The sequence below is a fragment of the uncultured Parasphingorhabdus sp. genome (assembly GCF_963975735.1).
GTDB lineage: Bacteria > Pseudomonadota > Alphaproteobacteria > Sphingomonadales > Sphingomonadaceae > Parasphingorhabdus.
The window spans coordinates 13,027-34,206 of the sequence record NZ_CAXBIA010000022.1; the positions used below are offsets into that span (position 1 = coordinate 13,027).

Below are 21,180 nucleotides of genomic sequence, written 5' to 3' on the forward strand. Positions count from 1 at the left end.
TTTCTGATATTATGACAGCAACGCTACCGGGTGCGCCTTATAGCGGGACCTTGGCGTGGTCGCCCATTTCGTCGCCGTTCATGGTCATGCCGGTCATCATCTTGAACATGCCAATGACGCCGGGATCGGCTTCCCAGATTTCCGCGTCGCCCAGATCAAGGCGCAGCATCAGAAGGCTCGGGTCCTGCCGGCCCTGATCGTACCAGGCTTCGACCGGCTTGCTCCAGTGCTTGTCGATAATCGCGGCGTCGGTTTCCTCGGTCAGATTGCCCGAGACACAGGCGAAGAGATCATGGCCCTTGGAGACAAATTGCATCATCGCCGGGCCGCCCTTGGCGAGCCGGTTGTCGCGCGAGGTGTAGAACCAGATCGCGCTGTTGGCATCCTTGTCGAGCTGCGCGCGCATCGGGATGCTGTGCTCGCGGCCGCTGTCCAGCGCGATCATCACGAACGGGCTGTCGGCGATCGATTCCCAGAATTCTTCCCGGATCTCGTCGCGGTCGGTTGTGTGGTCCATATCTTTGTTGCTCATGGTCGGTTTCCTTTTCCGGTTTCATCTGACCAACGCGCAGAGCGGATAAAGTTTCAAAAAATTCGGGAGGTTTTTGCTGCGAGCAATAGAAAACGGGTAATCTGCCTTCCGGCCCGTACCGTCCTGCCACAAGCTTGGTTGCGGTGAGGGCGGATTGATATTAGGCACGCTGCTTACTTCTTGTAACAAGGACGCATCATGACCGATCATCTGGAAACTCCGCATCTCGAAACCATGGCGGTACACGCCGGCACCGAACCGGACCCGACGACAAACGCGCGGATCACGCCGATTTACCAGACGGCGTCCTATGTTTTCGATGATGTCGACCATGCTGCCGATCTGTTCAATCTCGATGCGTTCGGGAATATCTATACCCGCATCATGAACCCGACCAACGGCGCGCTGGAAGGCAAGATTGCGGCGATGGAGGGTGGCGTCGGTGCGCTGGCAGTGGCTTCGGGCCATGCGGCGCAGATCATCGTCTTTCATGTGCTGATGGACCCCGGCGCGCATATTGTCGCGGCGAAGAAACTCTACGGCGGTTCGCTCAACCAGCTCGCCCATTCGGTCAAGAAATTTGGCTGGAACGTCACCTTTGTCGACGCCGACAATATGGACGAGGTCAGGGGCGCGATAACCGACGACACGCGCTGCGTGTTTATCGAGAGTCTCGCCAATCCCGGCGGTGTGGTGCAGGATATCGCGGCGATTGCCGATATCGCCCATGCAGCCGGCATCCCGCTGGTCGTCGACAATACGATGGCCTCGCCGATGCTCTGCCGCCCGATCGAACATGGCGCGGATATTGTCGTCGAAAGCGGCACCAAATTTCTCGGCGGCCATGGCAACAGCATCGCCGGGCTGATCGTCGACAGCGGCAAATTCGACTGGACCAAGAGCGAGAAATTCGCCTTCCTCAACCAGCCCAATCCGTCTTATCACGGCAAGGTCTTTACCGACGCCTTTGGCCCGATGGCCTTCATTCTGGCCGCGCGTGCCCTGTCGTTGCGCGATCTGGGACCGGCGCTGGCCCCGCAGAATGCTTTCTATATATTGACCGGCATGGAAACGCTGGCGCTGCGGATGGAGCGCCATTGTGAAAATGCCCTGAAAATGGCGCAGTGGCTGCAGGGTCGCGACGAGGTCAGCTGGGTCTCTTATGCCGGACTGCCCGACAATGAATATCACGCGCTGGCGCAGAAATATCTCGGCGGCAAGGGCGGCGCGGTGTTCACATTCGGCCTGAAGGGCGGCTATGAAGCGGGGCGCAAACTGGTTGAAGCGGTCAAGCTGTTCAGCCATCTCGCCAATATCGGCGACACAAGATCGCTGATCATCCACCCCGCCTCGACGACGCATAGCCAATTGTCGGGCGATGAGCTGGCTGCTGCCGGCGCAGGGCCGGATGTCGTGCGCCTTTCGGTCGGGATCGAACATATCGACGATATTATCGCCGACATGCAACAAGCGCTGGAGTCTTTGTAATGAGCGATGGTGCAGGCGATTATGTCTATGACGAAGAAACGGGTGAATGGCTGAGCCCGGAAGATGCGGCGGCGCAATCGTCAGGACCGGAAGTCGTTGATGCGGTCGGCAATGTGCTCGCCGATGGCGATGCCGTCACGCTGATCAAGGATCTCAAGGTCAAGGGCGCGGGACAGACGCTGAAACGCGGGACATTGATCAAGTCGATTCGCCTGACCGGCGACGATCAGGAGATTGATTGCCGGCACGAGGGCATAAAAGGTCTCGTCCTGCGAGCAGAGTTTGTGAAAAAACGCAGCTGACCCATTCTCCCTGTTGCAGTGCAGCACCAATGATATTAGGCAGTCTCGCTTATTCCTTGCGACAGGACCTCCCATGACCATGATCTCCAAAGCACTCGGACGTATCCAACCCTCTGCCACGCTGGCGATGACCGCAAAGGTCACCGAGCTGAAGGCGCAGGGCATTGACGTGATCGGCCTGTCGGCCGGCGAACCCGATTTCGACACGCCCGACTTCGTCAAGGAAGCTGCGATCCAGGCAATCCGCGACGGCCAGACCAATTATACGGTGGTCGACGGCACCGCGGCGCTGAAACAGGCGATTGTCGACAAGTTCGCCCGCGACAACGGCCTGACCTATACGCCCAAGCAGATCACCGCGAACAGCGGCGGCAAGCACACCTTGTTCAACGCACTGGTGGCGACGCTGGACGCGGGCGATGAAGTGATCATTCCCGCGCCTTACTGGGTCAGCTATCCCGATATTGTCAATTTTGCCGGCGGCACACCGGTGTTCATCGCGGCTGGCGCTGACCAGGGGTACAAGATCACGCCGGAACAGCTGGAAGCGGCGATCACGCCAAAGACCAAATGGGTGCTGTTGAACTCCCCGTCCAACCCGAGCGGCGCAGCCTATAGCGCCGACGAACTGAAGGCGCTGGGCGCCGTCATATTGCCGCACGAGCAGGTGATGGTGATGACCGACGATATGTACGAGCATATCTGGTATGCCGATTTCCCGTTCGCCACGATCGCGCAGGTCTGTCCTGATCTCTACGACCGGACATTGACGGTCAACGGCGTCTCCAAGGCTTATGCGATGACCGGCTGGCGGATCGGCTATGCCGGTGGCCCGGAATGGCTGATCAAGGCAATGGCCAAGTTGCAGTCGCAGTCGACCTCTAACCCGTGCTCGATTTCACAGGCAGCCGCGGTCGCCGCGCTCAACGGGCCGCAGGATTTTCTGGTCGAGCGCAACGCGGCGTTCGAGAAGCGCCGTGATCTGGTGGTGTCGATGATCAATGACACGCCCGGTCTGCAATGTCCGACTCCGGAGGGTGCTTTCTATGTCTATCCCGACGCCAGCGAACTGATGGGCAAGACAACACCCAAGGGCGCGGTGATCAATTCGGATGAAGATCTGATCGCCTATTTCCTGGAAGAAGCACAGGTTGCTGCCGTGCATGGAGCGGCCTTTGGCCTCTCGCCGGCATTTCGGATCAGCTATGCGACATCGGAAGAGATATTGATCGAGGCCTGCACGCGCATCCAGCGGGCCTGCGCGGCGTTGATTTAAACCTCAGGCGCCGGGCGCGGACATCCGTCCGCTTGGCTATCCTCGCTTACGCTGCGGGCGCGCGGTCGCGCTTGCCTCGGCTGCGCCTCGGTTTGGCGCTCCCAATCGTGGTTAGTTTCTTACCGAGCGTAGCGAGGCAAGGCCGACGGGCCGCCGCGCCTTATGGCGCGAAAGCCAAGGGCGCGGATGCGCCCGCCCGGCGTATGAGGTGAAAATAAAAACACCCCCGTCGGAGGCGTTCGCGCAGCGAACTGCCGCGAGACATAACATCCTTCGATAGAAAATCTACTCTCCGGTATACTGAATATGACCTTGTGATCAGGTTCACAGCGCGGAAAGGAAAACTATATTAATAGCTGTAACCTACAGGCGGGACGTTTCGAACAGATGATGACCCCAAGGAACAGACCATGATGAAAATATTCAAGTCCGATTTGACCTACAGCCTCGGCGGCGGCTTTCTCGCTGGTGCATTGATGCTGTTCTTCATGCAACCCGCAGAGCAGCGGTCCGACATGGGCCAGGATCTGTCGTCGACCGTTAGCGCTGCCTCGCAGCTGCTCAGTTAATCCCGATGGGCCCGTTCCTCTCCAGAACAATCATGTTTGGCGTCAGTATCGCCTGTTTTGGCGTGGTATGGGCTGGCGTGCAAACGGCGCTGCCGGTTGATCAGGCTTCGACGCAGCCCTTTGTCGGCGAAGCCCATGCCGCCGAAAAAGCCACAATCATTCCGATGCCGCGCGTTGCCGCCGGGGAGGCCGGCACACGGGCTGTTGCAATTTTTGCGGGTGGTTGCTTCTGGGGGGTCGAGGGCGTTTTCGAACACACCAAGGGCGTCGTCAGTGCATCATCCGGCTATCATGGCGGCACCAAGCGCAGCGCATCCTATAAGCTGGTGAGTGCAGGTCTGACCGATCATGCCGAAGCGGTGCGGGTGGTCTATGACCCCAGCCAGGTCAGCTATGGCCAGCTGATGCAGATTTATTTTTCAGTGGTCGCCGATCCGACGATGCTCAACGCGCAAGGGCCGGATCGCGGCAAGCAATATCGCAGCGCGCTGGTGCCGATGAATGCCGGGCAAGCGAAAGCCGCTCGCGCCTATGTCGCGCAGCTCAACAAGGGAGGCTATTGGAAGCGTCCTATTGTCACGAAGATAGAAGCCTTTAAAGCCTTTTACCCGGCCGAGGCCTATCATCAGGACTTCATGCAGAAACATCCAAGGCAAGGCTATATCGTCCGCTGGGACAAGCCCAAGGTCGCCAATCTGAAGCGCTATTTCCCGCAACAATATCGCGCCAAGCCCTCCGCCTGATATTCGTCCAAGGGGCGTGTCCGGTTTAACAGTAAGTTAGCTTTCGATTGTTATCCATGGGCCGGGGACTGAAAAGCAGGAGGGCGACAATGGTAAACCACGAATTTGAAATTATGATTGCTTTTACGGCCTTGGTCGTGGGTATCGGGATGTTCTGGATTGCGCGCAGCCAGCCAGACTGAACGGCAAGCGGATCGCCAACTAGTGGCAGATCAAAAAAAAAGGCCCTCGTTACCGAGGGCCTTTATGGATTATTTCGGACTGAGTACCATCAGCATCTGTCGGCCTTCCAGTTTCGGATAGGCCTCGACTTTCGCAGTCTCTTTCATGTCATTCTGCACACGCACAAGCAAGGCCATGCCGAGCTGCTGGTGCGACATTTCACGACCACGGAAACGCAGGGTCACTTTGACCTTGTCGCCATTGTCGATGAACTTGTTCACGTTGCGCATCTTCACGTCATAATCATGATCGTCGATATTCGGACGCATCTTGATTTCCTTGACGTCCTGAACCTTCTGCGTCTTGCGCGCGGCATTGGCCTTTTTCTGGGCCTCATATTTGAATTTGCCGACGTCGAGATATTTCGCAACCGGTGGCTGCGCGTTCGGAGAAACCTCGACCAGGTCGAGGCCAACTTCTGCTGCTCGCTCGATCGCTTCCCTCGTGTTCATCACGCCAAGGTTTTCACCCTTGTCGTCGATAACCCTTACGGTGTCGGAATTGATCAGATCGTTGAAGCGCGGGCCGCCTTTTACAGGTGGCGTGGGGCGACGAGGTGGTGCAGCTATGTTAAATACTCCTGAGTGGTTGTCTATGTGGCTCATTAGCCGCAAAGTTTACATGAATAAAGCCTTCTTGATGGCGAAAGAGATATTAGCCAGCAATATTGTGGTGAGAATGCCACAGCTTCCTTTAATATATGGTAACTATGCGGCCGATTTCAAGTCCGGTGCCAGCGCCTCTTCCTTCAGCATGGCAACGACCTCGTCGAGAGTCAGAAATTCCTGCTCCTTCTGGCCGAGGCGGCGCAGAGCAACCTTGCCTTCTTCCGCTTCGCGCATGCCAACTACCAGAATATTGGGCACTTTTCCGACTGAATGCTCGCGCACCTTATAGTTGATCTTCTCGTTGCGGAGATCGGCCTCGACCCGGATACCGGCGGCTTTCAGTTTTGCAACGACCTGTTCGGCATAAGGATTGGCGTCGGTGACGATGGTCGCAACCACAGCCTGGGTCGGCGCCAGCCAGAGCGGCAGCTTGCCGGCATAATGCTCGATGAGAATGCCGATAAACCGCTCGAACGATCCGAGAATCGCGCGGTGGAGCATGATCGGCTGATGCCGTTCGCCGTCTTCGCCAACGTAAGTCGCATCCAGCCGCTCGGGCAGTACCGTGTCGGTCTGGATCGTGCCGACCTGCCAGGTCCGGCCGATAGCGTCGGTCAGGTGGAATTCGAGCTTGGGAGCGTAAAAAGCGCCTTCGCCCGGCAATTCTTCCCAGCCATATTCTTCGGTATCGCGTCCCGTCGCAATGACGGCGTCGCGTAGCGACTGTTCCGACCAGTCCCACATTTCGTCGCTGCCGATCCGTTTGTCGGGCCGCAGCGCCAGCTTGATCGCGTAATTCTCGAAGCCCAGGTCGCGGTAGCAGCGGTCCAGCATGTCGCAGAACAGGCCGACTTCCTCGATCAATTGTTCCTTGGTGCAGAAGATATGGGCGTCATCTTGGGTGAATTGCCTGACCCGCATCAGTCCGTGCAGCGCGCCATGCGGTTCGTTGCGGTGGCAGCAGCCGAATTCGGCCATGCGGATCGGCAGGTCGCGGTAGCTTTTGATACCCTGGCGAAAGACCAGCACATGGGCCGGGCAGTTCATCGGCTTGATCGCCATCATGTCGGCGGTGCCGGTGATGACCGGGCCCTCGCTCTCGGCATCGGGAACCTCGTCGGGGACAGCGAACATATTCTCGCTATATTTGCCCCAGTGTCCGGATTGCTCCCACTGCCGCACGTCCATCAGCTGCGGCGTCTTGACCTCTTCATAGCCGGCTTCGATCTGGCGGCGGCGCATATATTGCTCGAGCGCCTGCCAGATCACATAGCCCTTCGGATGCCAGAAGATGCTGCCCTGCGCTTCGGACTGGATATGATAAAGATCCATTTCCTGGCCGAGCTTGCGGTGGTCGCGCTTGGCCGCTTCTTCGAGCCGTAACAGATGCGCGGCGAGCTGCTTCTTGTTGAGCCAGCCGGTGCCGTAGATCCGTGACAATTGCGGATTGCGCTGGTCGCCGCGCCAATAGGCACCGGACACGCGCATCAGCTTGAACGCCTTGGGATCAAGCTTGCCGGTCGAGGCCAGATGCGGCCCGCGGCACATGTCCATCCAGTCATCACCTGACCAGTAGACGGTGATCTCGTCGCCCTCGGGCAGTTCGGCGGCCCATTCGGCCTTGAAGGTCTCGCCATCCTTCTGCCAGCGGGCGATCAGATCGTCGCGCTCCCAGACTTCCCGGCGCAGCGGCTTGTCGGCGGCGATGATCCGCTGCATTTCCTCTTCGATTCTGGGCAGATCCTCGTCGGTGAATGGATCACCGGCGGGCGCGAAATCATAATAGAATCCATCGTCGGTCGAGGGGCCAAAGGTGATCTGCGTGCCGGGGAAGATGTTCTGCACCGCCTCTGCCAGCACATGGGCATAGTCATGGCGCGCCAGCTCGAGCGCATCCTCTTCGTCGCGCGAGGTGACGAGGGCTAGCTCGGTATCTTCCATGAGCGGCCGCATGATGTCGCGCAACTCGCCGTCGATCTTTGCCGCCAGCGCCGCTTTGGCAAGGCCCGGTCCGATGTCGGCGGCAATCTGTGCGGGGGTAGTGCCCATGGCCACTTCGCGCGCGCTGCCGTCGGGAAGGGTGATTTTTATCATCTTGGTCATGGGCTCAGATCATCTCAAAATTTGTCAAAGTTAGATCCAGGGAAGGCGGGAAAAGCTGCCATCAAAGGATTGGATTTGACTTAGACTTTTGGGGTTTCAAGTCAACCAAATCAGGGGCGTACAGGTCGGGTGTGGAAAGGATCATATTCAAAATGTCATGGAAGCTTGACATTCTCGTGCGAATCGCTCATTTAAGTCAAGCAAACATGACATAATGTCTATGTAACTTGATGGAGAACGATGATGAAATTGAAACGCTGTTCCAGCAGGGAAATGACGCCCAACGAAAATATTGCCATATGGGCGGCGCTGGTAATTCTGTTGCTGGGGGCAATGTGAGCGCCATGGGAAAGCAGTCTGGACAGAGCCGATGGCCCCGCATGTGGAACTGGATCAAGCCCGACTGGCTGTTCCTGTTCATGCTGGCCGCCAGCATTGGACTACCGGTGTTGAGCGGGCTGAAAACCGATGTCGTCCAGTTTGTACCGCCGCCGCTGTTTCCCAAACTCGGCTTGCTGATCGGAGCCATGGTGGCGCTTTCGGCGATGGCGACTGTGGGCGCGAAGCTCGATCGCAAGCATCTGGATGATTATATGTTCCAGATGGTCGCCAACGGGGCGGTAATTGCGATAATCACGACGATGCTGGTCAATATGATATGGGAGGTTGGTTCCGGCATATTGCCGCCGATTACGCGCGACGATCTGATATCGGTGATGATGGGCAGCTGGAGTCTCGGCTATTTTTTCTATCGTTTTCGCGGGCTCAATACATGAAGAACCGTCTCAAAGTGCTTCGCGCCGAGCGCGTCTGGTCGCAGGCGGATCTGGCCGAACGGCTGGCGGTTTCCCGGCAAAGCGTCAACGCGATCGAGACCGGGAAATATGATCCGTCGCTGCCGCTCGCGTTCAAGATTGCCGATCTTTTTGAAATGGCGATCGAGGAGATATTCCAGCACGAATGATCGACTGACGAATTGTGATGCACTGGAGCGGATGTTGTTTTAAGCTTCGCCCATGTCTGATCCCGCAAATATCTGGCTTGTTGATAGCGACAGCGCCCTGAAACGCCGGGTGCGGATGGAAACTGTCGGCAAGACATTCGTACTTTACGAACAGCTCTGGCGCAGCGAAGCCTATTTTTTCGGTGATCTGGTCTATCGCGGCAAGGAAGGCGACTCCCATGTTTTCGGCCTCGAGGATGGCATCAAGAGCCGAAAGAAATGGAAGCTGGGGTTCAAGGGTGGTCTCCCCGCAGAACTCGTGCCTCTGCTACCCCGGGTCAAGCAGCCGCTGATATCCAATATCGGTATGCTGATCATCGCCTTTCTTTGTCTGGCTATTGTCTATTTCGCCGCTCGCTGACGAATGGAGCAATTGACGGTCGAGCTTTGACCTGCTCCTGGTTCTTGCCCAAGCGGCTAGCCGCTGCACCTTCTCATCCGGCATTTTCCGACTATATGGCAGGAGATGGATCGCCGCCTTCGCGGGGACAGGAAGACGGAATAATCTATGGAAGACGACATCTTGAATCTCGACCGTCCCGGCGGTGCAACGCTCGCTTATTGCTACACCCCGCCCAGGCCGGGCGTGAACGGCACTACCCTGGTTTTCCTGCCGGGCTATATGTCGGACATGGAAGGTGGCAAGGCGCTGGCCGTCGATGCCTGGGCAAAGCAGCAGGGCAGGGCGATGCTGCGGTTGGACTATGCCGGTTGCGGTGCGAGCGGCGGGCAATTCGAGGACCAGAGCCTGATCGACTGGCGCGACGATGTGCTGTTTCTGATCGACAAGGTGACCTCGGGTTCGATCACCCTGATCGGTTCGTCGATGGGCGGCTGGCTGATGTTGCTGGTTGCATTGTCGCGGCCGATGCGGGTGAAGAATCTGGTCGGCATCGCGGCTGCGCCGGACTTTACCGACTGGGGCTTCACCCAGGACCAGAAAATGACCATCCTCCGCGAGGGCAAGCTGGAGGAAGAAAGCGAATATTCCGAGGAACCCTATGTCACCACGCGGACATTCTGGCAGTCCAGTGACGGTGCCCGTCTGCTTCACAAGGAAATTGCCTTCGACGGTGCGGTGCGTCTGCTTCACGGGCAGAAAGACAGTGATGTGCCCTGGGCCTATAGTCTCGAGATCGCCAAGAAAATCCGTTCAGATGATGTGCAGGTCCATCTGGTAAAGGATGGCGATCACCGACTGTCCCGGGATCAGGATATTGGCTTGCTGATCGATATATTGTCACGACTGGGATGAGTGCCGGACTCCTTAACCGAAACCAATAACGGACATATCATCCATGATCTCGTCGCTATTCCTGCCCCTTTTGATGCAATCGGCCACGCCTTATGGTTCGCCGATCGAACCTGTTCTGCGGCCATCGGAGGTCAAGCGCGAGGGACCGGTCAATGCACCCCCGGTTAAAGCGAGAACAGCGAGCGATATCCGCTTTGACCAATGCCTCGACCAGGTGACGGACGATCCGGCCAATGGTTTGTTCGCAGCGAATAAATGGCAAATCGAGGGGGGCGGCTATCTGGCGCGCAATTGCCTCGGTTTCGCTTATGCCGAACAGGAAAACTGGCCAAAGGCGATCATCGAATTTGTTCAGGCAGCAGAAAATGCGCAGGCCGCGGGCGACGAGCGCGCTGCCAATTTCTGGTCACAGGCCGGTAACGCGGCGCTGGCGGCCGGCGATCATCAGCTTGCCTTGAAATATTTGGCTGCTGCGCTGGAGCAAAAAGATCTTGATGGATTGCTGAAAGGCGAAGTGCATCTGGATATGGCGCGCGCCTTCGTTGCGCTGAATCAATATGATCAGGCGAAGCAGCAATTTGTCATGGTCCACCAACTCGTACCCGAAGATCCGCTCGGCTGGCTGCTGTCGGCGACGTTGGCGCGGCGGATGGGCGATCTTGTGCAGGCCAAGTCGGATATTGCTGCTGCCGCCAAACTGGTGACAACCGATCCGGCAATCGCGCTAGAGGCAGGAAATATCGCCTATGAAGCCGGAGATGTGGCGAACGCCAGGATCAACTGGGAGCAGGCGGTCAAATATGATCCGGACAGTCCCTCGGCGAAGGCCGCGACCCGTTATCTCGAGCAGCTGGTTACGGGCGCAGAGGAATGATTTTCTCGACTGATTGACGGTCACCGGGCGGCGGCGGTTTTGAAGATCTCCAGATCCTTGCCGCGGGGTTTTTTGACTCGCAAAACGGTTGCAATACGGCATGGAAGGTGCGGCCTTCAGACTAGACAAAATCACGCTGAAAAGACGCGGATACTCGAGAAATAGGCCTTTCACTCCAGGGCCATAGGCCAAAAGCCCTAGTCGCCGATTGACGGGAATCGGGGCCATAGGGTAGTATTCTGCCGGGTCGCTCCAGGACCTAGACCAACAATGGTAGGTCATCATTTAAAGTAAATGGAGCGAAATCAATGGCAACTCATCATGGAATGAAAGAGTTCAAGGGGCTAACGGCCCTTTGCACTAGCGGTACCAACAGAAGTGACCGCTTTGGACGAATGTTCGGTGATCTTCCCCCGCTTTATGTCGACCCTAATGTACTGGCGGCTATCGGGGCCAAAAATGGTCCGATGAAGTCTACCGGAGCTGCGCAGAAAACCAGCAATATTCCGGTAGCGCATATCTTTTTCGGCCAGTTTGTCGATCATGATATCACGCTGGATCTAACCAGCAGCTTTGCAAGACTGGACCGACCGGAAGCGACAACCAATTTCCGGACGCCTACGCTGGACCTGGATTGTATCTACGGTGACGGGCCGGAAGGCTCGCCGTTCATGTATTTCCACGATCAACCCAAGTTCAACGGAGCGAAGCTGCTCACCGGTGCCGATATGCCTGGCGCAACCGCCTTCCAAACAGACGATCTGCTGCGTTCGCCGCACTATCGGGCGATCATCGGTGATCCGCGCAACGATGAAAACCGGATAATCTCTCAGTTGCAATTGGGCATGATCCGTTTCCACAACAAGGTTCTCGATCATCTTGATGCAGCCGGTGTTGATGCGGGCCATCTTTTTGAAGAGGCGCGGCGGGTGGTTACCTGGCATTACCAATGGGTGGTCGTGAACGACTATCTGCGCGCTCTGGTCGGGCAACCGCTGCTGGATGATATTTTTGGCAATGGCCGGTTCATTTATCGGCCGGAAGATTGCCATTTCGGCGAACATTATGGTGCCGATCCTTACATCCCCGTCGAATTTTCCGTCGCGGCCTATCGCTTCGGCCATTCGATGATTCCGCAGCGTATCCAGATTCAGGCTGGCAAACCGGCGCTGGAAGTTTTCGGGCCCACACTAGGCGAAGGTTTTGGTGCCTTGAATGATGCGGATGCCGTGGTGCATTGGCCGCAAGTGCTTGATCTGTCTGATCCGACCGTTGACCGGGCCGACAAGCTTGATGTCAAAATGGCGAAAGATCTTCTGAATCTACCGTTTGTAACCAATGGGGAAAAATCGCTAGCGACGCGTAATTTCCTGCGTGGCCAGGCTTTTCGTCTGCCCTCGGGTGAAAATATCGCGGAAGCCTGCGAACGCCCGGATAGTGAAATTGATCAGGTCTCCAGCGTGGCGAAAGCGCTGGCGTCGGCAGCGAACCCTCCTGCAAGTCTGGAAGCGGGAACTCCGTTGTGGCTGTATGTATTGGCGGAAGCCAGCGCGATCGGTCAGGAAGTGTCGTCCGGCACCTTTGCCCAGGGCGAAGGACTGGGGCCGGTCGGCGGACGGATCGTGGCGGAGACCATTATCGGATTGCTCGAGCTTGATAATGGCTCCTATCTAGGATCAAACCGGCAATGGTCGCCGACCAACGAAGAATATCCGCTCGGCACAGTCAAAGACCTGCTGTCGCTGCTGACTTTCTAAAAGTGACGATGCGAGCCGATCGCGGTCAGGTGCCGGATCGGTTCGCATCCCGTTGCTAATCCAGATAGAAATTGACCGTCGTGACCACGCGCACTTTCTTGTACGGTGTGTCGGTCACGCCATAGCCGCCGGCGTCGCCGTCGCGGCTGTCGATGCTGAAATAGCCCTGGGTAGCGGACTTGATCCCGCCGACATCGGTGCCGCTGTCCTGGGCAAATTGTTCGGCGGATTTGCGGGCGTCCTTGGTGGCTTCGGCAACCATTTCGGGTTTGATCTCGTCGAGCTTGGTAAAGGTATAGCTCATACCGGAACCGTCCTCGAGCACGACTCCGCGCCGGACCAGATCGAACTGCCGGGCGACAGCGGCCTGGGCCTTGTCGATATCATCGGTGCGCAGACTGAGCCGCTGACGGATGGTATATTGGGGGATGCCGTTGTTGCTATATTGGTTGACGTTGGCACCGGTCGGTTTGAGCGCATCCGCCTTGAAGCCGAGTTCCTTGAAAAAGCTGGTGATCGCAGTGGTGTCGCGGTCGATATCGGTCTGGGCGCTTTGCAGGTCGGTGGACTGGGCGCTGTAGGCGATGGTCCATGTCGCGAGATCGGCGGTGACGTCACGCTCGGCAAGGCCGCGTACGGTAACGCTGCGATCCGCCATTTTGGCACGCAGCAGGCCGTTTCCCAGCAAATAGCCGCCGATGATCAGACCAATGGTCAGCAGGCCCGCGCTGGCTAGCCAGACCTTGTTCTTGCTCTCGATAAATTTCTCGCTCATCACTCTTTCCCTCAGTTCAAAAGCCGCTTAGGCTGGTTCAAACGACCCGGTTCGGAATTGCGATATCTGCGATGAACCGTTTCTGAATAGCGATGAATGGAGAATAGCTTTGGCCATAAAATATCTGCACACCATGCTCAGGGTCAGCGATCCGGAAGCAACGGTCGCCTTTTTCGGGCTATTGGGGCTGGAAGAGGTCCGGCGTTTTGATAGCGAGCAAGGCCGGTTCACCCTGATTTTTCTGGCTGGTCCGGGTCAGAAGGATATTGCCGAAGTCGAGCTGACCTATAACTGGCCGGCGGAAGACGGCAGTCCGGCCGAACAATATGACGGTGGCCGCAATTTCGGCCATCTCGCTTATGCCGTCGACGATATTTACGCCCTGTGCCAGACATTGATGGATGCCGGCGTAACCATCAACCGTCCGCCCCGCGATGGCCATATGGCTTTTGTGCGATCGCCGGATAATATCTCGGTCGAGCTGCTGCAAAAGGGTGACCGGCTGCCGGTTCAGGAGCCTTGGGCGAGTATGGAGAATATTGGCGAGTGGTAAGCCCTGACTGCCGCTAGATCGAAGCCTTGCCGGTCGGTGTGGGCGGGCTGATCTTGGATATATCGATCCATACAATCTGGTTCCGGCCGTTGTTTTTTGCATCATAAAGACGCCGGTCGGCGGTTGCCATCACGTTGCGCAGGGTAGCGCGCTTGCCGATAGAAGCAACGCCGACGGAAAATGTGACCGGCTCCTGGATTTCCGGCACACGTTCGTGCACGGCCTTGATCAGGGCTTCACATATAGCGGTGAGCGCATTGGCGGGGAATTTCTTGCGATTGTCCCGGCCGTCGGGCTCGAGCAGCAGCGTGAATTCCTCACCGCCGATCCGGGCCGCGAAATGGCGGGTTGCATCGAGCTCTTTGCCGACGACCCGCAATACTTCGTCCCCGACTTCATGGCCGTAGAGGTCATTGACCTGCTTGAAGAAATCAATGTCGATAATCGCAAGGTGGCTGTAGCGATGCTCGTGCAGGTTGCGCCCGAACTCCCGCTCGAACGCGCGGCGATTGTTCATTGTCGTCAAGCCGTCCGTGTCCGCGAGCAGGGTCAGTTCGACCTGTTTGCGCAAGGTGCTCTCATGCTGCTGGCGCAGCCGAAGAATCCGGTTGGCGACGCCGATCGCGAGGATGATCGTTTCCAGCACCAGCGTGAAATAAAGACCATAGTCGAGTATAGTCCAGCCGATATAGAGGTCCATGCCGCGCGCCACCCGGTCCAGCCCGAAAATAATGATCGGAACCCAGCCGGCGATCTGGAACCAGATCGCCTTGCTGCCGCGGCGCAGTGCGTGCCCCATTGTATAAAGTACAATGAGAAACGCCGGCAAAAATGAACCGTGATAATAAGTGCGTCCGGCCATTCTATAGCCCTCGTCGATCTGCATGGCGAATGCCGTCACAAATATTGGCAACAGGGCCGTCACGAGCACGACGGATCGCAGCCAGGGAGCGATTTTCCCCCGTTCGACAAAGCTGACCAGAAAGAAACCACTGGCCGCAAACGCGATCGCGAGAGCCCAGTAATTGATCAGCATTTTTGTTGTCAGGCTGGTCTCGGGAAAGATGATGAAGATCAGGCCGGAAGAACTGAATGTATAGGCGACGGTCGCGCCGATCATCAGACTGTGCCACAGCATGAAACTGTAATGCAGCGCTCTGTAGAAGAACAGATTGTAGATCAGCGGCATGATCGCCATGCCGCAAAGCACCGCAAACATGATCGAGAGCGGCAGCATCAGATCATCCCACTTTTTCCGGGATGCCAACTCAATCAGCGATATCGAACTGACTACCCGCGGGTTGTCAATCGTCACATAGACCTGCTTTATGCGGCTGCGGACTTCGGGATATTCGGTGCCGGGAATGGCTAACCCGAACCGCCCTTTTGGCCGCCAGTTGTCGATCACCGCTTGTCTGGAAAAATAGGAGGTCAAGATAGCGCCGTCATCGAGAACGGCATGGACCTGTAACGTGCTAAGTCCGTTGCTCTCGCTCTGGACTTCTACCGTACCGGGCGGCAAAGTCTCGGCGAGAAAGGGAATTTTTACCCAGACCCGGGGACCATCAACGGCATATTTATTCTCGGAACAGTCAAAAGGTTTTCCGCTCTTCAACATTGCCGACACGGAAATATTGTTCCCGCTGCTCAATGTGCATAATCTGTCTGCCATCGGGACTTCGGCAAGCGCAGGCGCGGAGAGGCAAAAATATACCAGAAATGCGACGATAAAGCGCAACGGAATCCCCTCTCTTCAAGCTCTGCAGCAGAAGCATGCGGGATAGGATCAAATTGTTATTTTGAGGTTAACCATCGACAGCATGGAATTTGCAGAGTAATTTGCCGGCCATGCTTGAGATCATCAGAATAGCCGTATTGTCAGATAATTACGTCTGGCTGGTCCATGAACCGGAATCGATGGAGACGATGGTCGTCGATCCGGCGGTCGCCGAACCGGTTCTGGCCGAGGCGGAGAAGCGCGGCTGGAACATCACCCAGATCTGGAACACCCACTGGCACCCCGATCATACCGGCGGCAATGCCGCGATCAAGGATGCGACCGGCTGCCATATCACCGGCCCGGAAGCCGAGAAGGAACGCATCCCGACGCTCGACACGATGGTCCGGGAAGGCGACATGATCCGGCTGGGCGATGTGGTTGCGGAGGTGATCGACGTGCCGGCCCATACCGCCGGCCATATTGCCTTTCACATCCCTTCGGAAAAAGTCGCGTTCGTCGGCGATACGCTCTTCGCAATGGGCTGCGGGCGGCTGTTCGAGGGCACGGCGGAGCAGATGTACGACAATATGCGCAAGCTGGAGGCGCTGCCGGACGCCACGAAAATCTATTGCGCCCATGAATATACCCAGAGCAACGGCGAATATGCGCTGGTCGCCGAACCGGATAATCTGGCGCTGAAGGAACGCATGGCCGAGGTGCTGACCCTGCGGGCGAGGGGCGAGGCGACCGTGCCGACCACGATCAGCCAGGAACGCGCCACCAACCCGTTCATGCGGGCCGCTTCTGCGGCGGAGCTCGGGGCAAGGCGTACCGCAAAAGACAATTTCTGAGGCCCGCCTGACTGTTTCATCGCCGGTTCAGCCGCTTTCATGTTATATAAGGTGGCCAACAGGGCTGGGAACAGGAGACAGGCTATGAGAAAATTGCTTTTGACAATTCCGGCGGCGATGCTGCTGGCGGCACCCGCGATGAGCGAAGAGAAACCCCAGCTCACCGAAAAACAGCAGAAGATGCTCGACAAACGCCTCGAAGGGCGGACTGCGGGCGAGCCAAAAAGCTGCATCAGCGGCAATGACCAGCGCAATATGACGGTGATCAGCGACGACATCTTGCTCTTCTCGTCGAGCCGCAATGCCCGGACGATCTACGTCAACAAACCCTATGGCGGCTGCCACCGCGCGGATCGCAATATCCTGGTCTATCGCCGGTCGACGTCCTCGCTATGCCGCGGCGAAATCATCCAGCTGGTCGACAATGCCAGCGGCATGACCATGGGCAGCTGCGCCTTTGGCGATTTTGTGCCTTATACAAAGGATGCTGACTGAGCGCATCCCGCTGCAAACTGGACAGAAAACCGCGGATTTATTTTCCGTAAACTTTGCCGGAAAGGCGCAAAATTCCAGCCTTTCCGGCTTGTCGACCGGGCGCCTAGTGTAAACTTTGGTTTTGTGCCCTGACAAATGCCGGTCAGCAAAACCATGCGGACAGCAGCTGGTGCCTCTTGTCCGATTGTCAAAGAGCCCGTCCCGCACCCGTGGCAGGTTCGGTTGCGACGATATGCGACCAGCCTCCGTGTAGGACAGCGTTTTTTTACTCGAGATCCCGCGCGCCCGGCTCCTTCCCCGGTTGCAATGCATCGCGATGCTTCAGCAGACGCTGCTGATATTCTGTGCCATCGCCATATTCCTCGAACAGACGCTGGCGCTTGTGCTGGCCGCGGACTTTCAGCGCATGTTTGATCGGGCACCAATATTGCTCGGTACGGGCGGAGACCTCGCGGACATAGGCGATGACGCCATTGGCATAGCTGCAATAGGTGCAGTTGATCTTCTCGATCGCGTTCAGATAGGATAATTTCCCGCGGTCATAGACGATATAATCGCGCCGCCGGACGCGCTCGATCCCGTAGGCGCGGAAGCAGATCGACTGATAGATGGATACCGACAGGTCGAGAAAGGCGAAGGGCAGCAGCAGGGCATAGATGAACGGCGCCGTCAGGATCACCGAAATCTGCGCTTCCGATATATAGCGCAGCACACCGATGCGCAGCGACCGGTGCATTTTTTCTATGTCCCGATCAAGCTGTGCGCGGCCTTTGCCGAGCCGTTCGCCCATCAAGCGGCGTTCCTCGGCAACCTGGATTTCGAGTTCCGCTTCAAGTTCGCGGATGCGATCGACGATTGCACTTGCCTTGCTGTTCACCGGCACCTTCCCCTGTTCACTGACTGACCGTCTTCAATCGTCAGATTTTGGGAGAGAACCAATCCGTATAGCTACCTAGTGTTGCGGGCAGGGGAGCAGTGATGAAGGACGGGAGCACATATAGAAAAGCCCCGACCGCGCCAAGCGAGGTCGGGGCTTGTGAGGAATATGAGCTGTCGGCCTATTTATCTTCTTCAAACATATTCACCGCATTTTCGCCGGTTGCCGAGAGGCGGATCTTGTCGCCTTCGAACTCGGCGATCAGGCCGACGGGCAGATAGTGATGGGAAGCGCCTTTACCGCTCTGGGTCTGCGGGCTGTCTTGCTTGGTCAGCTTGATACGCTCGCCGCTATCGTCAAGATGGTCAACAATGCCAACGTGCACGCCGTCCGCGCCGATGACTTCCATATGTTCCTTGATCTGACTCTTATCTACCATGGGGATTTCCTTTTCTGTTTGCCTGTTGTGAAACCTACGTGCGGGGAGCGATCCTGTTCCAAGACAATCGGAGGAGCGATCATCATTGACGGAACATCGGGCCCGATCCCGATATCGCTCTAGCTCCTCGCTTGCGGGCGCGGGATACGTAATATTACCGGCAATATTGCGAGCCACCGCGGCTCGCCTGGTCGAAATGCAGGTGATCCGCATGCGCCTTGTTATAGTCCGGTGACAGGGTCGTCGCGAACAGGGTGCAGGCACCGTCTCGTACCTCTTTCAGAAACCGCGACCGCGCGTCATCCGCGTCCCACTGGCCGGCGACCGAGACCGTGCGCCCGTCGGCGAGGCGGAAGGCGGCGATGTCGATCGCATTGGCCGTGGCATGTTCGCTATAATTGCCCGTCTGCCCGCCGCCGATCCGCCGGCAGCTGTAACTGCCATAGGTGGTGATCTGCTTGACCGTGGTGCCGAGATGCTCGCGGGCCGCGGCGCCCACGATCTGATTTTCCCAGAGCACCAGACTGACCGCCATCGGGCAGCTGGTCTTGGCGGCGGGGCTGAAGGCGATGGCCTGCGGCTGGCCGCGGGTGAGCGTGACGCCATTGTCATAGCCGCATTGCGGACCGGCAACGACTGGCGGCAGGGGCGAATAGCTTATCGCGGCTTCTTCGAGCAGCGCATGGCAATAGGGCGTATCGTCGGCGAGCGCATCGATTTTGCGGGTGGTAAACGGCCCGATCGGCGCGGCCAGCGACAGCGGCGTCCACGGCATCCGGTAATCATGCCTGATCCATTCGTAACCGCGCAGAGCCAGCGCCAGAAGGATGATAAGAAAGATGATCCGGAAGGAGATGGTCAAAGATCCTGTTCAGGGCGCGCGGGTGTTTGGGGATTTCCTGTTTAACCGTCGCGAGCGGGAAAAGTTCCCGTCTTGCGCTGCTTCCCGGGACTGTGCGCCCATAGGACTCACACGAAGACACGAAGCCGCAAAGCGATTATTCCCCTTCTCCCGTGAGGGAGAAGGATACGAAGCCTTGCCGCCGAAGCTTTGGCGCAGGCGGCTAGGCGCAGTTGGATGAGGGTGTTCCGCTGGTGAGTTGCTGGGCCACTGCGGTCCGGTAAACCCTCACCCAGCTCCGTCTAGGCAGCAAGCTGCCAAGTCTGCGCAACCCTCTCCCTTGAGGGAGAGGGGGATTGGTGAGTCCCGTAAACTTTCTAATCATCCGCAGCAGGCCATTTGAATATTTCCGTGAACTCTGCGGAAAGCTGATTTTTGAATTCGATTGCTTCTCGTTCCAAAGCGGTGATTAATTTCACCCTCAGAGCATGGCCTATCTTCTTGGATGAATCGACTGTGCGTTGGCCCGTCATGTGCGCAATTTGAGTATTAAGCTTGTCCCTCTCAGCTCTTGTGAAGTTTCCTAAATGGGTTGCCTGATAGCTTCCGCCAGTAAAGTCTTTGGCGTGCTTGCCTTGCTTGTTTTCGAAGAATTCGAGTAGCAGTCGCGCATGGATGCAGAAAGACTCGATTAGCGCATTGCGCAGCACCTTATTGGCTGGCTGTGACCCCAATTTTTCATATGTCTGTCGAAGCATCCAAAGCTCGTACGGCAGATGTTCACCAAGAATCTCCTCGTCTGTCGCGATGCTTGGGTTGGTCAATTCCAACGGTCCTTTGCTTTGTTTCAAAGTTGAGCCGATTGCTGAACTGCGGCAGATATTTTGTTTTTCCGATCGTCGGAGCCCCACTACTTCTTATACAACCCGTCCATCCGCTCCTGATAGCGCTCTCTTATCACATGCCGCCGGATCTTCATGCTCGGGGTCAGTTCCTCGTTCTCGATCGCGAACGGCTCGTCGGCGAACTCGAAGCGGCGGACTTTTTCGATGACGGAGAGGTCCTTGTTGACCCGGTCTACCGCTTCGCGCACCGCCGACTTGAACGCCGGGTTGGCTTGCAGCTTGATGAAATCATAGGCCATGCCCTGCTCGCGCGACCATTCGAGCGCCCATTCGGGGTCGGGGACGATCAGGCCGACCATATAGGGTTTCTTGTCGCCGCTGATCATCGCCTGCAGGATTTCCGGCTGGATGGTGAGCATGCCCTCGACCTTTTGCGGGGCGATATTGTCGCCCTTGTCGTTGACGATCAGGTCTTTCTTGCGGTCGGTGATCGCGACCCGTCCGGCCTCGTCGATATGGCCGATATCGCCGGTGTGGAGCCAGCCGTCCTTGAGCACCTTGTCGGTCTCTTCCTGGTTGCGCCAGTATCCGTGCATGACCAGCTCGCCGCGGACCAGGATTTCGCCGTCAGCGGCAATCTTCACCTCGGTATCGACCATCGGCGGACCGACCGTATCCATCTTCAGGCCGGTGCGCGGGCGGTTGCAGGCGATGATCGGGCCGGATTCGGTCTGGCCATAGCCTTGCAGCAAAGTCAGGCCGAGCGACTGGAAGAACGTGCCGATTTCCGGGTTGAGCGGGGCGCCGCCGGAGACCATTGCCTTGATCCGCCCGCCAAAGCGCTGCTGCACCTTGGGGCGCAGGGTCTTGTCGAGGAACAGGTCCATCAACTTGTCGCGCTTGCGGCCTTTGCCTTCGGCTTCGCGATTGCCGATGGCGAGCGCCTTGCCGAGCAGATAATTGGGCATCTTGCCCTGTTTCTCGACCGTCTTGATCAGCCGCGCGCGCAGCACTTCGAACAGGCGCGGGACGACGACCATGATCGTCGGGCG

Annotated in this window: 24 protein-coding genes; 14 read left to right on the top strand and 10 right to left on the bottom strand. The window is 57.4% G+C overall.

The features are described 5' to 3' along the window. Nucleotides 1-37: 37 nt before the first annotated feature. Entirely contained in the window at nucleotides 38-532 is a 495-nt protein-coding gene (locus AACZ86_RS15470) for a pyridoxamine 5'-phosphate oxidase family protein (protein ID WP_339694199.1), read from the bottom strand. 198 nt (nucleotides 533-730) lie between these two features. On the opposite strand from AACZ86_RS15470, the gene AACZ86_RS15475 reads away from it, so the two are divergent. From AACZ86_RS15475 to msrA, 5 genes are all read left to right on the top strand, one after another. Continuing rightward, nucleotides 731-2,020 (top strand): O-acetylhomoserine aminocarboxypropyltransferase, encoded by a 1,290-nt coding sequence (locus AACZ86_RS15475; protein WP_339694202.1) that lies wholly within the window; start codon nucleotides 731-733, stop codon nucleotides 2,018-2,020. Further along, nucleotides 2,020-2,322, top strand: a complete 303-nt coding sequence (locus AACZ86_RS15480) for an alkylphosphonate utilization protein (protein WP_339694204.1) — start codon at nucleotides 2,020-2,022, stop codon at nucleotides 2,320-2,322. The genes AACZ86_RS15475 and AACZ86_RS15480 overlap by 1 nt, the downstream gene beginning before the upstream one ends. A gap of 73 nt (nucleotides 2,323-2,395) precedes the next feature. Continuing rightward, nucleotides 2,396-3,598 (top strand): pyridoxal phosphate-dependent aminotransferase, encoded by a 1,203-nt coding sequence (locus AACZ86_RS15485; RefSeq protein ID WP_339694207.1) that lies wholly within the window; start codon nucleotides 2,396-2,398, stop codon nucleotides 3,596-3,598. Nucleotides 3,599-4,008: 410 nt separating this feature from the next. Beyond that, nucleotides 4,009-4,167, top strand: a complete 159-nt coding sequence (locus tag AACZ86_RS15490; protein WP_339694210.1) for a hypothetical protein — start codon at nucleotides 4,009-4,011, stop codon at nucleotides 4,165-4,167. Between the two features lie 32 nt (nucleotides 4,168-4,199). Then, entirely contained in the window at nucleotides 4,200-4,910 is a 711-nt protein-coding gene (gene msrA, locus AACZ86_RS15495; protein ID WP_339694213.1) for a peptide-methionine (S)-S-oxide reductase MsrA, read from the top strand. 251 nt (nucleotides 4,911-5,161) lie between these two features. Here msrA and infC read toward each other — a convergent pair whose 3' ends face one another. After that, nucleotides 5,162-5,737 carry a translation initiation factor IF-3 gene (infC, locus tag AACZ86_RS15500; RefSeq protein ID WP_339694216.1) on the bottom strand — a complete coding sequence of 192 codons (576 nt, stop codon included), beginning with the start codon at nucleotides 5,735-5,737 and terminating at the stop codon, nucleotides 5,162-5,164. Nucleotides 5,738-5,839: 102 nt separating this feature from the next. Continuing rightward, a complete protein-coding gene (thrS, locus tag AACZ86_RS15505) occupies nucleotides 5,840-7,843 on the bottom strand; it encodes a threonine--tRNA ligase (protein WP_339694219.1) in 2,004 nt (667 codons plus the stop codon). Between the two features lie 230 nt (nucleotides 7,844-8,073). Here thrS and AACZ86_RS15510 point away from each other — a divergent pair, with 230 nt between their 5' ends. The 6 genes from AACZ86_RS15510 to AACZ86_RS15535 all read left to right on the top strand — a co-directional run bounded on the left by AACZ86_RS15510 (nucleotide 8,074) and on the right by AACZ86_RS15535 (nucleotide 12,732). Next, nucleotides 8,074-8,619: a hypothetical protein gene (locus tag AACZ86_RS15510; RefSeq protein WP_339694221.1), complete on the top strand. Its 546-nt coding sequence runs from the start codon at nucleotides 8,074-8,076 to the stop codon at nucleotides 8,617-8,619. Continuing rightward, nucleotides 8,616-8,807 carry a helix-turn-helix transcriptional regulator gene (locus AACZ86_RS15515; protein WP_339694224.1) on the top strand — a complete coding sequence of 64 codons (192 nt, stop codon included), beginning with the start codon at nucleotides 8,616-8,618 and terminating at the stop codon, nucleotides 8,805-8,807. Before AACZ86_RS15510 ends, AACZ86_RS15515 begins: the two co-directional genes overlap by 4 nt. Nucleotides 8,808-8,859: 52 nt before the next feature. Next, nucleotides 8,860-9,207: a hypothetical protein gene (locus AACZ86_RS15520; RefSeq protein WP_339694227.1), complete on the top strand. Its 348-nt coding sequence runs from the start codon at nucleotides 8,860-8,862 to the stop codon at nucleotides 9,205-9,207. Between the two features lie 147 nt (nucleotides 9,208-9,354). Then, nucleotides 9,355-10,101 (top strand): alpha/beta hydrolase, encoded by a 747-nt coding sequence (locus AACZ86_RS15525; RefSeq protein ID WP_339694229.1) that lies wholly within the window; start codon nucleotides 9,355-9,357, stop codon nucleotides 10,099-10,101. Between the two features lie 43 nt (nucleotides 10,102-10,144). Next, nucleotides 10,145-10,975 carry a tetratricopeptide repeat protein gene (locus AACZ86_RS15530; protein WP_339694232.1) on the top strand — a complete coding sequence of 277 codons (831 nt, stop codon included), beginning with the start codon at nucleotides 10,145-10,147 and terminating at the stop codon, nucleotides 10,973-10,975. A gap of 308 nt (nucleotides 10,976-11,283) precedes the next feature. Then, the gene (locus AACZ86_RS15535; protein ID WP_339694235.1) at nucleotides 11,284-12,732 is read left to right on the top strand and encodes a heme peroxidase family protein; all 1,449 of its coding nucleotides are present in this window, start codon (nucleotides 11,284-11,286) and stop codon (nucleotides 12,730-12,732) included. A 55-nt stretch (nucleotides 12,733-12,787) separates the two neighbouring features. Here AACZ86_RS15535 and AACZ86_RS15540 read toward each other — a convergent pair whose 3' ends face one another. Further along, on the bottom strand, nucleotides 12,788-13,507 hold the full coding sequence (locus AACZ86_RS15540; RefSeq protein ID WP_339694238.1) for an SIMPL domain-containing protein: 720 nt from the start codon (nucleotides 13,505-13,507) through the stop codon (nucleotides 12,788-12,790). Between the two features lie 133 nt (nucleotides 13,508-13,640). Between AACZ86_RS15540 and AACZ86_RS15545 the strand changes: the two genes are divergently transcribed. Next, entirely contained in the window at nucleotides 13,641-14,060 is a 420-nt protein-coding gene (locus tag AACZ86_RS15545) for a VOC family protein (protein WP_339694263.1), read from the top strand. 13 nt (nucleotides 14,061-14,073) lie between these two features. On the opposite strand, the gene AACZ86_RS15550 is transcribed toward AACZ86_RS15545, so the two are convergent. Further along, on the bottom strand, nucleotides 14,074-15,732 hold the full coding sequence (locus AACZ86_RS15550; protein WP_339694240.1) for a diguanylate cyclase: 1,659 nt from the start codon (nucleotides 15,730-15,732) through the stop codon (nucleotides 14,074-14,076). Nucleotides 15,733-15,908: 176 nt separating this feature from the next. On the opposite strand from AACZ86_RS15550, the gene gloB reads away from it, so the two are divergent. Beyond that, nucleotides 15,909-16,631 (top strand): hydroxyacylglutathione hydrolase, encoded by a 723-nt coding sequence (gloB, locus tag AACZ86_RS15555; protein ID WP_339694243.1) that lies wholly within the window; start codon nucleotides 15,909-15,911, stop codon nucleotides 16,629-16,631. Between the two features lie 84 nt (nucleotides 16,632-16,715). Beyond that, a complete protein-coding gene (locus AACZ86_RS15560) occupies nucleotides 16,716-17,126 on the top strand; it encodes a hypothetical protein (protein WP_339694246.1) in 411 nt (136 codons plus the stop codon). 265 nt (nucleotides 17,127-17,391) lie between these two features. On the opposite strand, the gene AACZ86_RS15565 is transcribed toward AACZ86_RS15560, so the two are convergent. The 5 genes from AACZ86_RS15565 to AACZ86_RS15585 form a co-directional block, all read right to left on the bottom strand. Further along, the gene (locus tag AACZ86_RS15565; RefSeq protein WP_339694249.1) at nucleotides 17,392-18,003 is read right to left on the bottom strand and encodes a hypothetical protein; all 612 of its coding nucleotides are present in this window, start codon (nucleotides 18,001-18,003) and stop codon (nucleotides 17,392-17,394) included. Nucleotides 18,004-18,184: 181 nt separating this feature from the next. Further along, nucleotides 18,185-18,442: a DUF2171 domain-containing protein gene (locus AACZ86_RS15570; RefSeq protein ID WP_339694252.1), complete on the bottom strand. Its 258-nt coding sequence runs from the start codon at nucleotides 18,440-18,442 to the stop codon at nucleotides 18,185-18,187. Between the two features lie 154 nt (nucleotides 18,443-18,596). After that, nucleotides 18,597-19,304 carry an extensin family protein gene (locus AACZ86_RS15575; RefSeq protein ID WP_339694255.1) on the bottom strand — a complete coding sequence of 236 codons (708 nt, stop codon included), beginning with the start codon at nucleotides 19,302-19,304 and terminating at the stop codon, nucleotides 18,597-18,599. Nucleotides 19,305-19,660: 356 nt separating this feature from the next. After that, nucleotides 19,661-20,107, bottom strand: a complete 447-nt coding sequence (locus AACZ86_RS15580; protein ID WP_339694258.1) for a hypothetical protein — start codon at nucleotides 20,105-20,107, stop codon at nucleotides 19,661-19,663. A gap of 86 nt (nucleotides 20,108-20,193) precedes the next feature. Next, the coding region (locus AACZ86_RS15585) for an AMP-binding protein (protein WP_339694260.1) at nucleotides 20,194-21,180 on the bottom strand (987 nt) is incomplete at its 5' end.